The organism is Nocardioides massiliensis, assembly GCF_030811215.1.
GTDB classification, from domain to species: Bacteria; Actinomycetota; Actinomycetes; order Propionibacteriales; family Nocardioidaceae; genus Nocardioides_A; species Nocardioides_A massiliensis.
In genome coordinates this window covers 3,917,850-3,934,164 of sequence record NZ_JAUSQM010000001.1, presented here as the reverse complement: position 1 = coordinate 3,934,164, position 16,315 = coordinate 3,917,850, and the positions used below count along the sequence as shown (strand labels likewise).

The 16,315-nt window shown below is 67.2% G+C and carries 16 protein-coding genes, 3 pseudogenes and 1 other annotated feature; of the genes and pseudogenes, 14 read left to right on the top strand and 5 right to left on the bottom strand.

The genetic code is table 11. From position 1 onward, the window contains the following. Nucleotides 1-11 precede the first annotated feature (11 nt). On the bottom strand, nt 12-1,925 hold the full coding sequence (locus J2S59_RS19395) for a heavy metal translocating P-type ATPase (RefSeq protein WP_246360520.1): 1,914 nt from the start codon (nt 1,923-1,925) through the stop codon (nt 12-14). Between the two features lie 69 nt (nt 1,926-1,994). Between J2S59_RS19395 and J2S59_RS19390 the strand changes: the two genes are divergently transcribed. From J2S59_RS19390 to J2S59_RS19365, 7 genes and pseudogenes are all read left to right on the top strand, one after another. Further along, nucleotides 1,995-2,471: a hypothetical protein gene (locus tag J2S59_RS19390; protein WP_220138558.1), complete on the top strand. Its 477-nt coding sequence runs from the start codon at nt 1,995-1,997 to the stop codon at nt 2,469-2,471. Between the two features lie 32 nt (nt 2,472-2,503). Further along, nucleotides 2,504-2,647 (top strand): annotated as a pseudogene (locus tag J2S59_RS20425) (theronine dehydrogenase); the annotation flags it as partial. 119 nt (nt 2,648-2,766) lie between these two features. Continuing rightward, the gene (locus J2S59_RS19385; protein ID WP_220138557.1) at nt 2,767-2,946 is read left to right on the top strand and encodes a hypothetical protein; all 180 of its coding nucleotides are present in this window, start codon (nt 2,767-2,769) and stop codon (nt 2,944-2,946) included. Between the two features lie 9 nt (nt 2,947-2,955). Beyond that, nucleotides 2,956-3,708, top strand: coding sequence for a ZIP family metal transporter (locus J2S59_RS19380; protein ID WP_068123343.1), 753 nt, complete (start codon nt 2,956-2,958; stop codon nt 3,706-3,708). Nucleotides 3,709-4,004: 296 nt separating this feature from the next. Next, nucleotides 4,005-4,967, top strand: coding sequence for a site-specific integrase (locus J2S59_RS19375; protein WP_306825411.1), 963 nt, complete (start codon nt 4,005-4,007; stop codon nt 4,965-4,967). 136 nt (nt 4,968-5,103) lie between these two features. Beyond that, entirely contained in the window at nt 5,104-5,433 is a 330-nt protein-coding gene (locus tag J2S59_RS19370) for a DUF433 domain-containing protein (protein WP_068118592.1), read from the top strand. Beyond that, complete coding sequence (locus J2S59_RS19365) at nt 5,430-5,786, top strand: DUF5615 family PIN-like protein (protein ID WP_068118594.1); 357 nt, start codon at nt 5,430-5,432, stop codon at nt 5,784-5,786. Before J2S59_RS19370 ends, J2S59_RS19365 begins: the two co-directional genes overlap by 4 nt. A 133-nt stretch (nt 5,787-5,919) precedes the next feature. On the opposite strand, the gene J2S59_RS19360 is transcribed toward J2S59_RS19365, so the two are convergent. From J2S59_RS19360 to J2S59_RS19345, 4 genes and pseudogenes are all read right to left on the bottom strand, one after another. Continuing rightward, nucleotides 5,920-6,561: a hypothetical protein gene (locus J2S59_RS19360; RefSeq protein WP_068118598.1), complete on the bottom strand. Its 642-nt coding sequence runs from the start codon at nt 6,559-6,561 to the stop codon at nt 5,920-5,922. 3 nt (nt 6,562-6,564) lie between these two features. Beyond that, nucleotides 6,565-6,882, bottom strand: coding sequence for a hypothetical protein (locus J2S59_RS19355; RefSeq protein WP_068118601.1), 318 nt, complete (start codon nt 6,880-6,882; stop codon nt 6,565-6,567). 21 nt (nt 6,883-6,903) lie between these two features. Further along, nucleotides 6,904-7,356: a hypothetical protein gene (locus J2S59_RS19350; RefSeq protein ID WP_181641660.1), complete on the bottom strand. Its 453-nt coding sequence runs from the start codon at nt 7,354-7,356 to the stop codon at nt 6,904-6,906. A 329-nt stretch (nt 7,357-7,685) separates the two neighbouring features. After that, a pseudogene (locus J2S59_RS19345) lies at nt 7,686-8,574 on the bottom strand (IS5 family transposase). A gap of 225 nt (nt 8,575-8,799) precedes the next feature. On the opposite strand from J2S59_RS19345, the gene J2S59_RS19340 reads away from it, so the two are divergent. From J2S59_RS19340 to J2S59_RS19310, 7 genes and pseudogenes are all read left to right on the top strand, one after another. Then, complete coding sequence (locus J2S59_RS19340; protein ID WP_181642640.1) at nt 8,800-9,402, top strand: Pycsar system effector family protein; 603 nt, start codon at nt 8,800-8,802, stop codon at nt 9,400-9,402. Beyond that, nucleotides 9,395-10,123 carry an adenylate/guanylate cyclase domain-containing protein gene (locus tag J2S59_RS19335; RefSeq protein ID WP_068124923.1) on the top strand — a complete coding sequence of 243 codons (729 nt, stop codon included), beginning with the start codon at nt 9,395-9,397 and terminating at the stop codon, nt 10,121-10,123. The genes J2S59_RS19340 and J2S59_RS19335 overlap by 8 nt, the downstream gene beginning before the upstream one ends. Nucleotides 10,124-10,312: 189 nt before the next feature. Beyond that, a complete protein-coding gene (gene istA / locus J2S59_RS19330; RefSeq protein ID WP_181642641.1) occupies nt 10,313-11,860 on the top strand; it encodes an IS21 family transposase in 1,548 nt (515 codons plus the stop codon). Then, entirely contained in the window at nt 11,857-12,636 is a 780-nt protein-coding gene (istB, locus tag J2S59_RS19325; RefSeq protein WP_068124920.1) for an IS21-like element helper ATPase IstB, read from the top strand. Before istA ends, istB begins: the two co-directional genes overlap by 4 nt. 382 nt (nt 12,637-13,018) lie before the next feature. Then, nucleotides 13,019-13,288, top strand: a complete 270-nt coding sequence (locus J2S59_RS19320) for a hypothetical protein (RefSeq protein ID WP_181642639.1) — start codon at nt 13,019-13,021, stop codon at nt 13,286-13,288. A gap of 504 nt (nt 13,289-13,792) precedes the next feature. Then, nucleotides 13,793-14,869: pseudogene (locus J2S59_RS19315) on the top strand (IS1380 family transposase); the annotation flags it as partial. A 53-nt stretch (nt 14,870-14,922) separates the two neighbouring features. Next, nucleotides 14,923-16,202, top strand: a protein-coding gene (locus J2S59_RS19310) for an IS3 family transposase (RefSeq protein WP_306825410.1) whose coding sequence is annotated in 2 segments (ribosomal slippage) — nt 14,923-15,196 and nt 15,196-16,202 — 1,281 coding nt in all. Because the reading frame shifts where the segments join, the coding sequence is not laid out codon by codon here. Beyond that, nucleotides 15,192-15,326, top strand: a sequence feature (AL1L pseudoknot). It overlaps the preceding gene by 135 nt. Nucleotides 16,203-16,315 lie beyond the last annotated feature (113 nt).

Sequence of the window (16,315 nt, the reverse complement as noted above, 5' to 3'; positions counted from 1 at the left end):
CGACCCGAGGGTCAGGCGTTGCTGGGCTGGTTGGTGGGTGCGAGACGCGCGGGCGCCAGGTCCAGGCGGCGCAGGAGCTGTGCGTTGAGCGCGACGACCACGGTCGAGGCGGACATCAGGACCGCTCCCACCGACATGGGCAGCACGAACCCGATGGGCGCCAGAACGCCGGCCGCGAGAGGGACCGCGGCGAGGTTGTAGCCCGCGCCCCACGCCAGGTTCTGGATGCTCTTGCGGTAGGTCGCCTTGGACAGCTCGATGATAGACAGCACCGCGCGGGGGTCGTCGGAGGCCAGGATGATCCCGGCCGACCCGATCGCCACGTCCGTGCCGGCACCAATCGCGATTCCGACATCGGCCTGGGCGAGAGCCGGGGCATCGTTGACGCCGTCGCCGACCATCGCGACCGCACGGCCCTCCTGTTGCAGTTGGGCGACCTTGGAGGCCTTGTCCTCAGGACGTACGCCGGCGTACACCCGGTCGATCCCGAGTTCGGCAGCAACGGTGTTGGCCACCGCCTCGGCGTCGCCGGTGATCATGACGACCTCGATGCCTCGCTCGTGCAGCGCGTTGATCGCGGCGCGCGACTCCTCACGGATCTCATCAGCCAGGCTCAGCCCGCCGACGACGACGCCGTCGACCACCACGTGCAGGATGATCGCGCCGTGCTCTCGCCATTCGTCCGCGACGGGCAGCTCGGTGACGCCCTCGCGGGTCAAAAGAGCGGGACCGCCGACGTGCACGGTCTGTCCGTCCACGACCGCCGTGACGCCCTCAGCGGGGTGCGAGGAGAAGTCACTGGACGAAGGCAGAACCAGCCCCTTCTTCTCCGCCGCGCGGACGATGGCTCGGGCCAACGGGTGCTCGGAGTCCGCTTCGGCGGCCGCTGCCAAGCGCAATACCTCATCAGCGTCCAGGGTGGCGTCCGTGGACAGTTCGATGGCGGTGACGGTCGGCTGACCCTTGGTCAGGGTGCCGGTCTTGTCGAACAGGACGGAGTCGACGGTCCGCATGGACTCCATCGCGAGGCGGTCCTTGACCAGCACGCCGGCCCGGGCCGCCCGCTCGGTCGAGATCGAGATGACCAGCGGGATCGCCAAGCCGAGTGCGTGGGGGCAGGCGATGACCAACACGGTGATGGTGCGGACGAGGCCGTCCTCGGGCAGCCCGATGAGTGACCAGACGACGAAAGTCACCAAAGCAGAAGCCAGGGCGAACCAGAACAGCCACCCTGCCGCCTGGTCGGCCAAACGCTGGGCACGCGAGGACGATGCCTGTGCATCCGCGACGAGCTTCTGGATCCCAGCCAGCGCGGTCTGGTCACCTACGGCGGTGACTTCGACCCGCAGGCCCGAGTCGGTGGCGATCGTGCCGGCCACGACAGTGGCGCCGGTCTCACGGCGTACAGGAAGGGACTCGCCGGTGATCATCGACTCATCCATCGAGGCCGAGCCGCTGACCACGCGTCCGTCGGCAGCCACGCTCCCGCCGGGACGGACCACGATGACATCGCCCACGCGCAGATCGGTGGGGGAGACCACGACGATCTCGTCGCCCTCGACCCTCTCGGCCTCATCGGGCAGAAGCGTTGCCAGCGAGTCCAAGGCTGAGGTCGTACGCACCAGTGAGCGCATCTCGATCCAGTGACCCAGGAGCATGATCACCACGAGCAGCGCGAGTTCCCACCAGAAGTCGAGGTGGTGGGGAAGCAGGTCGAGCGTGGCGCCCCACGAAGCGACGAAGGCCACCGTGATGGCAAGGGCGACCAGCAGCATCATGCCGGGCTGGCGCGAACGGATCTCGGAGACCGCGCCTGTCAGGAATGGACGACCGAACCAGAAGTAGAGGACGGTGCCGAGGATCGGCGGCACCCACGACACGCCGGCGATGTCGGGCACCTGGTAGCCGACCAGGTCGGCAAACATCTGCGAAAGCACGACTGTCGGAATGGCCAGGACGAGTGATCCCCAGAACAACCGGCGGAACATGCCGACGTGGTCGCCATGGCCCGCGTGACCGCTGTGACCCGCGTGATCACCGTGGCCGTCGTGATTCACGGGGACTGGGTGATCCGCGTGGTCGGCGTGGCCCGCGTGATCGGCGTGGTCAACGTCGCCGTGTCCGTGGTGGTCCTGATGATCGGGGGTGCTCATCGTGATGGCCTTCCGTCGACGTGTTTCGTTTTCACCATCTCCAACGATACCCCCTGGGGGTATGTTCCCGATGCTGGAGGATCGCACGGGCGCAGCGGTGAGTCAGGAGTCTGCCGCGACGGCGCCGGCCTCGCCGCGCAGGATCGCCGGGATGTCATCGAAGCCCTCGACAACACCTCCAGCGCATCTCCCTCGACATTCTCGTGGCGGACTTCAAGGGTGGAAAAAGTCCCGAGGCCATCCACGACGACTACGGGACGGTCTCGCTGGCCGACGTCTATTCGATCGCGGCTAGGACGAAGTGGCTCGCAGCCGTGACTTCCTGAACCACTTGGGGTACGTCGGAAGGCGTGCGTGCCCTCACCGTGAAGCCCCGCGAGTCGGGGTCGGTCCGTGTCGAGGACGTGCCGGACCCCAGTCCCGGCGAGGGGGAGCTCCTCGTCCGCGGGCTCGCGGTCGGCGTCTGCGGCACCGACAACGAGATCGTGAGCGGAGAGTACGGCTTGGCGCCGCCCGGCAGTGAGCGCCTGGTGCTTGGCCACGAGACCCTGGCCGCGTCAAGCGAGCTCCGGAGGGCAGCGGTTTCCAGTCCGGCGACCTCGTCGCGGGCGTCGTGCGACGTCCCGACCCCGAGCCCTGCGGGGCCTGCGCTCATGGTGAGTGGGACATATGCCGCAACGGCGGCTACACCGAGCGCGGCATCGAGGAGCTGCACGGCTTCGCCAGTGAGCTGTGGACGATCCCGACGCTGAGCAGTGAGTCCGCCAGCAGCTCGCGCGACACCTGTCGGTAGGAGATCGGTGTGCCTGTGTGGCTCGAAGCGGGACTGTGGGGCCTGCTCGCCGGTGGGGCGCTGGTGCTGGGTGCTGCCATCGCCTGGCTGGTCAGGGTGCCGCGGTGGCTCATCGCCTCGGTGATGGCCTTCGGCGCCGGGGTGCTCATCTCCGCGCTGGCCTTTGACCTCCTCGACGAGGCGGTGACCACGGGTGGGCTGCCCCCGACGGTGATTGGCTTCCTCATCGGGGCCGTCGCCTACGTCGCAGCGAACGTCGTACTCGCCCGACTCGGTGCCAGGCACCGCAAGCGCTCCGGCGAGCAGCAGGTCTCCGAGCAAGAGCAGGCCGGCAGCGGCACGGCGATCGCCGTGGGCGCCCTGCTCGACGGTGTCCCGGAGTCGGTCGTGCTGGGTCTCTCGCTCCTCGGGGGCGAGGGCGTCGGCTTCGCCGTCCTGACAGCGATCATCATCTCCAACCTGCCCGAGGGGCTTTCGAGCACCGCCGGCATGAAGCAAAGTGGCCGCAGCGCGCGCTACGTGTTCGGCGTGTGGACCGGGATCGCCGTCGCCAGCGGGGTAGCCGGTGCCCTGGGCTGCCTACTGCTGGTCGGCGCCCCGGTCGAAGTGGTCGCCCTAATCACGGCCGTCGCCGCAGGAGCCATCCTGGCGATGGTCGCCGACACGATGATCCCCGAGGCCTTCGAGCGGACACACCTCTACGCAGGCCTGCTCACGACCGTCGGCTTCCTGACCTCCTTCGTCATCTCCCGTGTCGGCTGACGGAGGCCAGACCACCCTGGCCTCGCAACACAGTCTTCGAGAGGCTCCTCCGTTGGCGCATCACAGGCGTGTCCACACGTGCCGGGGCGGCGCTGGCCGACGCGTTGGAGCGCATCGCCACGAGGCCAGGCCCCCGGGATGGCGTTAGCCAGGGAAGGAGAAGAACCCGATGTGCCCGTAGCAGAGGGTGATTGACAGGAAGGTCAGCCTTATTGACCAACGCCGTGACCGGTCGCGTCATCGCGGCCCAACCGGAGCCCCGCCGTTGGTGGCCACGTCGCCGGTACGACAGGGCGATGAACACGCTCCTGCTCGCCGCCCTGCCGGCTGCCGCCCGACCCGCCATGGCGTCGACCACCGACGACCCTGACCTGACGCGCGCCGGGCTCACGCCCGTGGATGCCGCGCGCATCGGCGAGGCCCTGGCCGCCGCCCGCACCGACGGCACCCGCCGTGGGTACGACGTCGTTTGGGGCCAATGGCACCGCTGGTGCACAACCCGTGGGGTCGCCGCCGTGCCCGCGGACCCGCTCACCGTGTGCGCCTACCTGACCGAACGCGCCGAAGCCGGACGCGCCACCGCCACCCTCGACATGGCCTGCACCGTCATCCGGCACGTCCACCGCACCCTCGGAGTCCCCGACCCGATCGCTTCCGAAGCCGTCCGCCAAGTCCGCCGCGGCCTGCGCCGCACCCACGGTGCCGCACCCCGACGGCTCGCTCGTCCACTCTCGGTCGAAGACATCCGGCAGATCGTGGCCGGCATCGACCGCATCACCCCACACGGCATCCGCGACGCCGCGATCATCCTGCTCGGCTACGCCTCCGCCATGCGCCGCGCCGAGCTCGTCGCCCTCGACCTCGCCGACGTCGAACCCAAGCCCGCCGGACTCCTGCTCCACATCCGGCAAGCCAAGACCGACCAGGACGGCCACGGCCAACAGGTCGCCGTCGCCGACGGCCAGCACCCGGTCACCGACCCCGTCGCAGCGCTCAACGCCTGGCGGGAACTGCGCGGCGAGACCCCCGGCGCCCTGTTCACCCGGATCTGGGGAAGCGCCATCAGCTCCGATCGTCTCTCGGGCGCCACGTCCCCGCCCGGATGCTCCGCGCCCGCGCAGAAGCCGCCGGCCTCGACGGCACCCGGATCACCGCCCACTCCCTTCGCGCCGGACACGCCACCACCGCCGCCCTCGCCGGCGTCCCCCTCAACCGGATCGCCGCCCAGACCCGACACAAAGACCTCAGCGTCCTCGTGAACCGCTACATCCGGCCGCTCGAAGCGCTCGAGAACACGTCCAGCAGGGACCTCGGCCTATGAAGCTGGCGTACGTGCCAATCGGCCCCGGGGACGTCGGCAGCAACAGGTATCCTCAACCGAGAAGGAGGTGCACCATGACTGCTGCCGCGATCGAGCCCGAGCCGGTACCGCTGGTCCGTGACCCTGCCGGCCGCCTGATGGTGCCCGGTAGTCGCATCTCCCTCGACATTCTCGTGGCGGACTTCAAGGGTGGAAAAACTCCCGAAGCCATCCATGACGACTACGAGACGGTCTCGCTGGCCGACGTCTACTCGATCTTCGCCTACTACCTGCGCCACCGTGCCGAGGTCGAGGACTACCTCGCCGAGCAGGAGAGGGAAGGTGCCGAGATTCAGGCCCGCATCGAAGCTGCGTACCCGCCCGATGGTCTGCGTGCAAAACTGCTAACACGCATCGAGTCGTGACTCCACGGCTCCTCGCCGACGAACACATCGACCCCGTGCTGGTGCTGGGTTTGCAACGACGCGTACCCGGCCTAGACATCGTCCGCGTTCAGGATGTCGGACTTCGAACCGCAGACGATCCAGCGATCCTGGAGTGGGCGGCCGCCGAGGACCGGATCCTCGTGACCAGAGACATCAAGACGGTTCCGACGTACGCCTTCAACCGGGTCAGCGCGAAGCAACCAATGCCCGGGGTCTTCGTGCTGCGTTCGACCGTCTCGATGGCGACTGCGATCGACGAGCTGTCCTTCATCGTCGGGGCCAGCGACGCCAACGAGTGGGTCGACCGGGTGGTCTATCTCCCGCTCCGCTAGAACTGTCAGTCAGGGGCTCGGGTGCGTCGTATGCGGCGGTTAGACGCACCTCGGAAAGGAGCGAACGCCGGCCGCCAGATCCGGGTGCGCGTGCCTGCGTCCGGTGCGCCAGCTTCGCCCTGAGCCGGGTGCGTCAGGGCAGGGGGCGACGCCACTCGCGGCGTTCGCCGTCCGGAGTGTCGCGCCAGGACACGATCAGCTCCGGCGTCCCGGCCTGCATCGAGCCGATCGCCAGGAACTCGATGGCCTCGCCCATCTGGATAGATTGTGGGCCGATGGGACCCCCGAAGCGGATGGCTTTATCGGCGCTGAGTTCGACGTCGTACGCCGTGGCGCGACCAAGGTTCTTGAGCATGTGCCGGCGGCCCTGGAGTCGGTCGACCGTCCAGTGCACGACAGGCTCCGGTGGACCGCCGGCCGGCGGGATCCCAGCCCAGGGTCCACTGCCTCCGCGGATCTCGAACCCACCAGGTTCGCCCGGGCCCGGTCGGGAGCTCCACTGGCGCTGGTCGCGCTTCTCAGCGCGGGACATGTACTCGGCCCACTGATCTGCCATCCGCTCCACTGCGGCCGTGGATCGACTTTCGAGCTCGAGGGACCTTTCGGCGGCTTCGGCGGAGCGCTCGGCGGCGTCGGCTGACCTCTTCGCGGCGGCGTCGGCGTCTTTGGCGTCCCGTTTGGCGCGATGGCCGGTGATCTCGCTGCGTACAGCGATGACGACAGACAGGGCGAGTGCGCTGGCAGCGATGAGGTTCGCGACGTTTCCCGGCTCCACGGCTCAGGTGTCTTCGGAGTCGAGGAACTCGCGTGCGGCGACGAGCACGGTTTCCTGCCTGACGCCAGCATGCAGCTCGAGCTGGCGGACGAGCCAGGTGATCAAGACCGCGGTCGGCCCGAGCACGTACGACATGTCCAGATGGGTCGCCTCGGTCTCGTCGTTGACCGTGAGGCTGACGGCTTCGATCTCGTTGAATCGGCGCGCCGCGAGGGGGACAGCGGAGCCGCTGCCGGGGCTGTCGCCGAGGCCTGGATCGGATACAGAGACCATGTCTACAAGAACGTGGGCGGCCTGGCGGCCGAGTTCCGGCATCGTCATCGCGTTGGATTCTCCGATCGGTCAGGTGAGGCCGGTCTGCTGGCGGATGAGCGCGGCGGTGACGTCGGCAAGCACGCTGGCGGGCACGCCGCGGAGGAGTCGGCCGGCGCGCTTGAGAGCGCTCGCGTCTTCCTCGTCCTGGACTTTGTCTCCGGCCTTTGTGAGGAGTTCCACGAGTGCGTCGGCGGCTTGTTCCTCGTCGGGCCATAGTCCTGTGGCGCGTCGGCCGCGCTCTGTGAGGCCGGTGATGAAAAAGCCCAGGACACCGCCGAGCGAGTCGAGTGCCTCTCCCGTCGTGTACGTGCCGTGTAGGGCCTGTAGCGCTGCGATGATGTCGTCTTCGTCGAACCCGACGTTGGCCGCGATGTCGTCGGAGCTGACTGGCATCTCGCCAGCGTCGAGGAGTCGTGCGGCCTCGAGCAGCACCGGGAAGTCGCGGCTGTGCCAGCGGTCGGGGAGTCGATTCTGCGTCACGCGAACGACGCTAGGACTTAGCTGCGCCACGGCGATGGACGCGCGCCGTTGAGTTGGCCGCCGGCGATTCGCGGCGGCAAAATCCAGGTCGCGGCTTGCTCATCCGTGGGGCACCTGCGTGCATCCTTCGTTCCGGCGTTGCCACTGGCGACGCGTCGCCTGACACGTACGCCATGGTGAGCAACGGGGCAAGGCCAAAGGACATCTGAAGAGCCGTGCCGGCAAGCGCGGTTCCGCAAGCAGATGCGCCGAAGCCGAAGAAGGCGAGCAAGCCCAACAGGCCCCAAGAACTGAGTCTGCGGCCAAATGAGTCCGCCGCTCCGTTAGGCCTAGGGCATGTCTGACAAATGTCGGGTCCAGGCGATCACGGCGTTGAGGACAGCGGCTGCGCGGTAGGTGATGGCGAGCTTGTCGTAGCGGGTGGCGAGTCCGCGCCACTGCTTGAGGTGGCAGAAGCGGCGCTCGACGACGTTGCGTCCCTTGTAGATCTCGGCGTCGAAAGCCGGCGGTCGTCCGCCGCGCGATCCTCGCCGTCGGCGGTGTCCTTGTTGGTCGGAAGGCTCAGGGATGGCTGCGCGGATGCCGCGCTGGCGCAGATGAGTGCGGATCGCGCGTGAGGAGTAGGCCTTGTCCGCGCGCACGAGGTCGGGTCTGGTTCGTGCTCGCCCGACCGGCTGCGCGACGCGCAGGTGCGCCATCAACGGCCCGAACATCGGCGAATCGCCCGCCTGCCCGGGACTGAGCAGCACCACCATCGGTAGGCCGTGGCCCTCGACCAGGGAGTGGATCTTGGTCGACAACCCGCCGCGGGAACGCCCGATCGCGTGGTCAGGCGGCTCCGCGAGCCGATCGGGTGTATTCGTGTAACTCGATCCAGCCCCCTGTGAGGCGCGTGGTGTTCGTCGCGTGCTGGTGAGCACGCGCGATCGTGGAGTCCACCGACAGCGACCAATCGACCAGCCCGGCAGCATCGGCCGCAGCGGTCAACCGGTCCAGCACGGTGTCCCACGTGCCGTCCTCGGCCATCCGTCGATGCCAGGTCCACAACGTCTGCCATGGCCCGTACACCTCGGGCGAATCGCGCCAGGCGATCCCGGTTCGGTAGCGGTAGATGATGCCCTCCACGACCTGGCGCGCATCAGCAAACGGGCGACCCTGGCGCCCCGTCGGCTTCGGAAGCAGGTCCTCGATCAACGACCACTGGGCATCGGAGAGCATCTGGAAACGCGACACGACCCGAACGTTCCCAGACCTACCGCCCAATCTTTGTCAGACACGCCCTAGGTCGCCCTCAGGCAGCGGTACGACGTAGCCCACAATACTTGGCACCAATGTTTCATCGACCTGTCGTTGAGACAAGCGGGGCTCTCAAAGTTGCAAGTGCGATGGAGGGGCTCGTTGAGGAACTCCCTGTCTGTCGGCTGTCCCTGAGAGACTTCGTGCATGTCCCGAACCCGACGGCTTCGACACCGTTACCGTGCGAGCGCCCCGGTCACCGAAGTTGAGGAAGACGCGAGCGCGCCAGTCGATGCGGCGGAAGCGTGGAAGGCCGTCGGGTTAGTAAATGAATGGGTTCGTCACGCCGAGACGAAGGCGGCAGCCGCGCTCGCCACCGCCGGCGTGATCGGCGGCGTGCTGTTCAGCTTAGTCAAGGACCAGACCGTGTTCAGCCTGACGATCAAGATCTTTGGCCCTGCTTCGGGCGCTCTCGCGTTCGCCGCCGGCATCGCGGCAGTGGTGGCGCTGTGGCCTCGCCTCAGGGCGACTGAACCGCCAACGAGCCTCCTCTACTTCGACCACATCGCCCGCAAGTACCCGCGGAACAATCAGGGCGCCGAGTACGTGGCCGCCCTCAAAGGCCTGGTCGCAGACCCGGATGGACTTCTTGAGCAGCTCGGACAACAAGTCTGGGCCAACGCTCGGGTCGCTCGCCGCAAGTTCCGCTGGGCAGGGTGGGCGATGGTCGCCCTGATCGGCTCAGCCATGGCCTTGTCCGTTGTCAGCGTTCGGCTGGCTCTGCTCTCGATGGGAATATGGGATGGATAGCAACCACAGGGAGTACAAGCACGTCGATTCCTTCGCCAGGATCGATGAAATCCTCGAGCAGCCGAGCACGAACTTCGAGGAGAAAAAATCCCTGCCCGACCGTGACACGCTGACCTACACAAACGGGTTTTACGCGTACTGCTCGGCGCTCTTCGTCGACATCCGGGATTCGTCTGAGCTACCTAGCATCTACAACAGGCCAGCCCTAGCAAAGCTGTACCGAGCCTTCATCTCCGAGATGGTCTCGATCATGAACGGGAATTCGACGGCACGCGAGATCAACATCGTCGGAGACTGCGTCTGGGGCGTTTTCAACACCCCGAGCAAACCCGACATCGACGCGGTCTTCTCGATGGCAGCCCAAGCGAACTCCCTCATGAAGGTTCTGAACTACAAGCTCCTGAAGAAGAACTATCAGACCCCGATCAGGGTCGGCATCGGCATGTCCTACGGCCGGGCTCTGATGATCAAGGCGGGCGCCAGCGGCAGCGGCATCGCGGACGTCGTCTACATGGGAGACGTCGTCAACCAAGCGAGCAAGTTGGCCGCTGCGGCCGGCGGGGCGAAGGTCGGTGCCCCCTTGGCGATGGACGGGGTCTTTCGCCAGAACCTCAATGAATCGAACACGAAACTGACCACCTACAACACGACACACACCCTCTACACGGCCAACGCTGTCAACATCGCGATGAACGACTGGTACGAGGCGAACTGCACGTAGCACGTCCACACTCAGAGCCTGGTGTCCGTGGCCATGAAAAAGTCCCCACTGGTGGCCAGGTAGTGGTCCCCGTTGGTGGCCAGATTGAAGTCCCCACTCTTCGCGTCGTGTCGTAGCCGACGGTGAGGTCCCTGCGTGGTGACGGTGGTGGTGCCAACCAAGTCACCGAGCACCACGCAGGGGTCTCCATTGAAGAACGCGCAGGAACGAATGGACGTGATTGCCGCCTACCGAGACGTAGGCACTTATCGGGGAGCCGCGGAGATCTGCGGCACGACCCACAAGACGGTGAAGCGGATCGTCACCGCACACGAGCTGCTCAGCAAGGGTGCTCATCGGCCACCGCGGGCGCCGCGGGCGAAGAACTACGACGAGGTCGCCGACCTGGTCGCCGAGGCCGTGGCCAAGACCGTCGGCAAGATCAGCGCCAAGCGGCTGCTGCCGGCCGCGCGAGCGGCTGGCTATAAGGGCTCTGATCGCAACTTCCGGCGGCTGGTCGCGACCGCGAAGCGCCAATGGCGACTCGGTCAGGCCCGCGCGGGTGGGCGTCGTCCGGCGGTGTGGTCGCCTGGTGAGGTGCTGGCGATCGACTGGGGCGAGGAGATCCTCGCGGGCCGCAAGGTCCACGTGTTCTGCGCGGTGCTCGCCTGGTCGCGGTTCCGGTTCGTCCGCTTCGCTGCCGATGAGCAGCAGGCGACCACGCTGGCGATGCTGGCAGAGTGCTTCGAGGTCCTCGGCGGGGTCCCGAAGGTCGTGCTCGCCGACCGCATGGGTTGCTTGAAGGGCGGCGTGGTCGCGAACGTCGTCGTCCCCGCGCCGGACTATGTCCGGTTCGCCACCCACTACCGGTTCCGTCCCGACTTCTGCCACGCCGCGGACCCGGAGTCCAAGGGGATCGTGGAGAACCTGGTCGGCTATGCCAAGGACGACCTTCTGGTCCCCCTCGAGCTCGACGACGACCCGTGGGCCGAGGGTCTGGCTGGGTTGAACACCCGCGCGAAGGCGTGGTCCGAGGAGGTCAACCGACGCCGTCACAGCGAGATCCAGGCGGTCCCGGTCGAGCGGCTCGACACCGAGCGAGAGGTGCTCGGCGAGCTGCCGTCGCTGCGGTTGGAGGTTGGCCCCAAGCCGATCACGAGAAAGGTCGACAAACTGTCGTGCATCCGGTTCGCCTCGGCCCGCTACTCGGTGCCGAACCGTCTGATCGGCACCACGGTGACCGTGCTGGTTGACGACCGCGATCGGGTGTTGCGGGTGATCGAGCCGGTGACCGGCGAAGTCCATGCCGAACACCAACTGGTCGCGCCGGGCGAGACCAGCATCGTCGATGCCCACTACGACCGGCCACGTCCTGCCACCCCGCGCCGTGGTGCTCGACCCCGCACGGCAGCGGAGCGGGAGTTCCTCGCTCTGGGCCCGGTCGCCGAGGAGTTCCTGACTGGTGCGGCAGCAGCTGGGGTGACCAAGCTCGGCAGCGAGATCGCCGAGATCCTCACCCTGGGCGCCGCGCATGGCACCGGTCCGCTGCTCACGGCACTGCAACGGGCGGTGGCGTTCGGGCGATGGCGCGCTGCGGACGTCCGGTCGATCCTGGCCACCAACGGACACGCACCCCGACCGACTGCCGCGGGACAGGCACTGGTGATGACGCTGCCCACCGTCCCGACCAGGTCACTGGAGGCCTACCGCATCGGCTCCGGCACCAGTCCCGATTCCGAGGGTGGTGAGGGAGCATGACCGCGACGTCCCCGCCGCCGCTGCCGGCGGATCTGAACGAGGGTCTGAAGCGGTTGAAGATGGCCGCGATGCGCCGGCTGGCACCCGAGCTGCTCCTCACCGCCAAGACCCAACGCTGGAACCCTGAGGAGTTCCTCCGCACCCTCGTCGAGGCCGAAATCGCCTCGCGCGATGAGTCCAACCGACGAGCCCGGACGCGCCAAGCAGGGTTCCCCGTGACCAAGACACTCGAGGAGTTCGACGTCGCCGCCTCATCGATCCCCACAGCGACGTTCGACTACCTGGCCAGCCTGGAGTGGATCCGCGCGGCCGAGAACGTGTGCATGATCGGCCCGGCCGGCACCGGGAAGTCCCACACCCTGATCGCGCTCGGCATCGCCGCGGTCGAGGCAGGGCACCGAGTCCGATACTTCACCGCCGCCGAGCTCGTCGAGACCCTCTACCGAGGGCTGGCCGACAACTCCGTCGGAAAGGTCATCGAGGCCGTGCTGCGCAACGACCTCATCGTCGTCGACGAGCTCGGATTCGCCCCGCTGGACGACACCGGCGCCCAACTGTTGTTCCGGTTCGTCGCGGCCGCCTACGAACGCCGCTCGCTCGGAATCGCATCCCACTGGCCATTCGAGTCCTGGGGCCGGTTCCTGCCCGAGCACACCACCGCGGTCAGCATGCTCGACCGGCTCCTGCACCACTGCCACACCGTCGTCACCGACGGCGACTCCTACCGCATGAGACAAGCCCGAACGAACGGAGGAACCCAACTCAAGACCCACTGAACCTCAGCGAAGAGTGGGGACTTTCAGTTGGCCACCAGCGGGGACCACAACTTGGCCATTGACACCTGGCCAGAATGCTGAGCCGCATTCGTGCGTCTGAGCATGTTCTCGTGGTGAGAGAGAGGCCCCTTGGCTCTCGAAGCCCGTTTCAAGGCGCATCAATGGGTCGCTGCAGAGCGTGTCGATCTCGCTAGGTATGAACCGAAGTCTCTGAAGATCGGCCGCACCCGCGACGCGGCGGTAAGACGCTCGTCCGTCGCAACCCCGGTCTCACACTGCACCCCGTACTTGGCCGCTACGACCCCGTCGCGACCGGGCACTGGCCAACTGATGCGACGGACGCCGCTTGCCTAGCGTTCGCGAGCTGTTAGATCCTGCGAACATGACCGGTCCTGGGGTACTTCTCACCCGTGACGCTTCGGCGGTCTATGAGGCGATCTGGGAGGAGGCGCGACCCATAGGTGGTCACGGCGTGACCCTCTGGTTCCCGATCTCAAACTGCCTGAGCAGGATGCGGCGGCTCTCGCGGAGCCAGGCAGATCGACGCACCCAGGTGATCAAGTTGGAGCTCAGACAGCAGGGCCTGATCGCTCAAGTCGAGCACGGTTCGGCGCTCGTCACGGTGATCGGCACTGATCCGCAGAGCTGGTAGCAAAGACCAAGCCGGGAGTGCGCAGGCGAGTCTTCGCGGCGGTATGCCGCAGCCGAACGGTCAAGCTATGAACTAGTGATCTCCGGCGGGTGAGCAGCGAGCTTCTCCTTGAAGTCCAGGAGGTGGACGCCCCTGATGACGATTGGCTCGCCGGCGCCAAACCAGCCGAGAAGAGTCGCCTTGGCCGAGTGTTCGGCCGTAGCAACGCCGCGTCGCCACCCGGACTGAGCTTCGCGATCGTCTCTGTGCGACGCCACTCGGCAGGGATGCGGGCGTCGGGATCATTTGGATCCCCGTGCCCCATGATCATTCGCGGGTCAGGATTCGTCGGGTGAACCGGTTGCTCCTTGATCATGTCGACGGATCTCTGCAGGCCGGCCTGAGCCCTGATCCACCGGCTGCGGTGGGGTCTGTGAGCGTGGCGTAGAACGAGGTGCCCTCCTGAGCAGGGAAGATGTCGATTGCGACGTCGTCACCCAACCGCTCACGAGAGGCACCTCGTAAGTGAAACCTTCTCACACGATCCGACCTGTGTTCGATGACCCGAATCTGGTGTCGGCCGCAGGTCTGGTACCGGCGCTGCGGCTGGCCGGATCTGCCGGCTTCTACGACCTCCTCGAGGGCCTGACGGTGGCCTCGCCCAACGCCTCGGCGAAGACCGCCGCGGTCGTCGGCGGGATGCTCGCCGGTGCGGACTCCATCGATGACCTCGACCTGCTGCGCCACGGCGGGATGGATCGGTTGTTCGCCGGGGTTCGGGCGCCCTCGACGCTGGGCACGTTCCTGCGTTCCTTCACCCACGGCCATGTCCAGCAGCTCGACAAGATCGGCGGCGGACTGCTGTCCGGGCTTGCCGCGCGGGTGCCTGGACTGCTGGCCGGTGGCGGCGCGGAGGGGATCGCGTTCCTCGATGTCGATGACACCGTGCGTGAGGTCCACGGCTATGCCAAGCAGGGGGCCGCGTTCGGCTACACCGGCGCCAGGGGGCTGAACGTCCAGCTCGCCACGATCTCGACTCCGACCGCTGCGCCGGTGATCGCGCGTGCCCGGCTCCGTAAGGGCAACACTGCCTCCGCCACGGGTTGCGGCCGGTTGCTGGCACAGGCGATCACCACCGCCCGGGCTGCTGGCGTGACCGGGCGGATCTTGGCTCGCGCGGACTCGGCCTACTACGGCTGGGCGTTCGTCGGGACCGCGCTGCGCCACCAAGCCTGGTTCTCGGTCACCGCCCGGATGACCCCGTCGGTGACCGCGGCGATCGCCAGCATCGACCCGGGCGAGTGGACCGCGATCGCCTACCCGAACGCGGTCTTCGACGAGGTCGAGCAACGCTGGGTCAGCGACGCCGAGGTCGCTGAAGTGCCGTTCACTGCGTTCACCGGCCGACGCAAGGCCGAGCACGTGTCGTGTCGTCTGGTCGTGCGCCGCGTCAAGCGAGTCCAGCCACTGGCATCTGACGGCAGCGAACAGGGCGAGCTGTTCGCCACCTACCGCCACCACGCCTTCATCACCAACAGCACCCTGTCCACGATCGAGGCCGATCAGCGTCACCGCGACCACGCCCTGGTCGAGCAGGTCATCTGAAGCGCCCCAGGTTTGATGCCGCATCCTTTTGAGTTCGAGAGGATGGCAGCATGCCGAAGAAGATCGATCCCGCGGTCAAGGAGCGGTGCGTGCGGCAGGTGCTGGAGCACTTGCCGGAGTACCCGTCGCTGACCGCGGCCGCCGAGTCCGTTGCCCGACGCGAGGGGCTGGGCAAGGAGACCGTCCGCCGGTGGGTCGTCCAGGCTCAGGTCGACGGCGGGCAGCGCCAGGGCGCGACCAGCGAGGAGCTGGCTGAGATCAAGGAGCTGAAGGCCAAGGTCCGCCGGCTCGAGGAGGACAACGAGATCCTCCGACGGGCCTCAATTTTCTTCGCGGGGGAACTCGACCCCCGCAACCGCTGATCGTCGCGTTCATCGACGAGATGCGCACCGAAGGCCACGCGGTCGAGTCGATCTGTCGGGTCCTGCGTGAGCAGGGCTGCCAGATCGCCGCGCGGACCTACCGCGACTGGGCACGCACCAACCGACCCGTTGCCGCCCGCACGGTCACCGACGCCAGCGTCACCAACCTGGTCCGTGACCTGGCCTGGACGGTCGACCACGAGGGCGTACGGCGGATGACCCCGGAGGGTTTGTACGGGCGTCGCAAGATGACCGCGCTCGTCCAGCGCACCAGCCCCGACGCGTCGCCCGGCGCGGTGGACCGGGCGATGAGATCCCTGTCCCTGCAAGGGATCCGACGCTCCAAGGGCATCCGGACCACCATCCCTGCCAAGGACGGCAAACGGGCCGGCGACCTCCTTGATCGGGACTTCACCGCCCCCGCACCGAACCGGACCTGGGTCATGGACTTCACCTACGTCCGCACCTGGGCGGGGTTCGTCTATGTCGCGTTCATCCTCGACGTGTTCGCTCAGAAGATCGTTGCTTGGAACGTCGCACCGACCAAGGCCGTCGAGCTGGTCGACGTCCCGCTGCGGATGGCACTGTGGCAACGCGACCGCGAAGGCCACCCTGTGGTGCCCGGTGAGCTCATTGGTCACGCCGACGCCGGGTCGCAATACACATCGATCGCGTTCACTGAGCACCTCGCCGAGGAAGGGATCCGGCCCTCGATCGGGTCTGTTGCCGATGCCTACGACAACGCCCTGATGGAGTGCGTGATCGGGCTGTACAAGACCGAGTGCGTCCGCACAACGGTCTTCCACGCCGGCCCCTACCGGAGCATCGGAGACGTCGAGTACGCCACCGCTGGATGGGTCGATTGGTACAACAACCGACGCCTGCATGGCTCTCTTGGGATGATGACCCCAGTGGAGTTCGAGCAAGCCCACTACGCGGCCCTCAACCGAGAGCCGCAACCCGTATAGGAGCGGCGGAGAACCTGGGGCGCTTCAAGAAACTCGTCCAGGCCTTGCGCCCCCTGCAGGACATCACGATCAGCCTGGCCGGCCAGACCATCGACGCCCGGCCCCAGATCCCC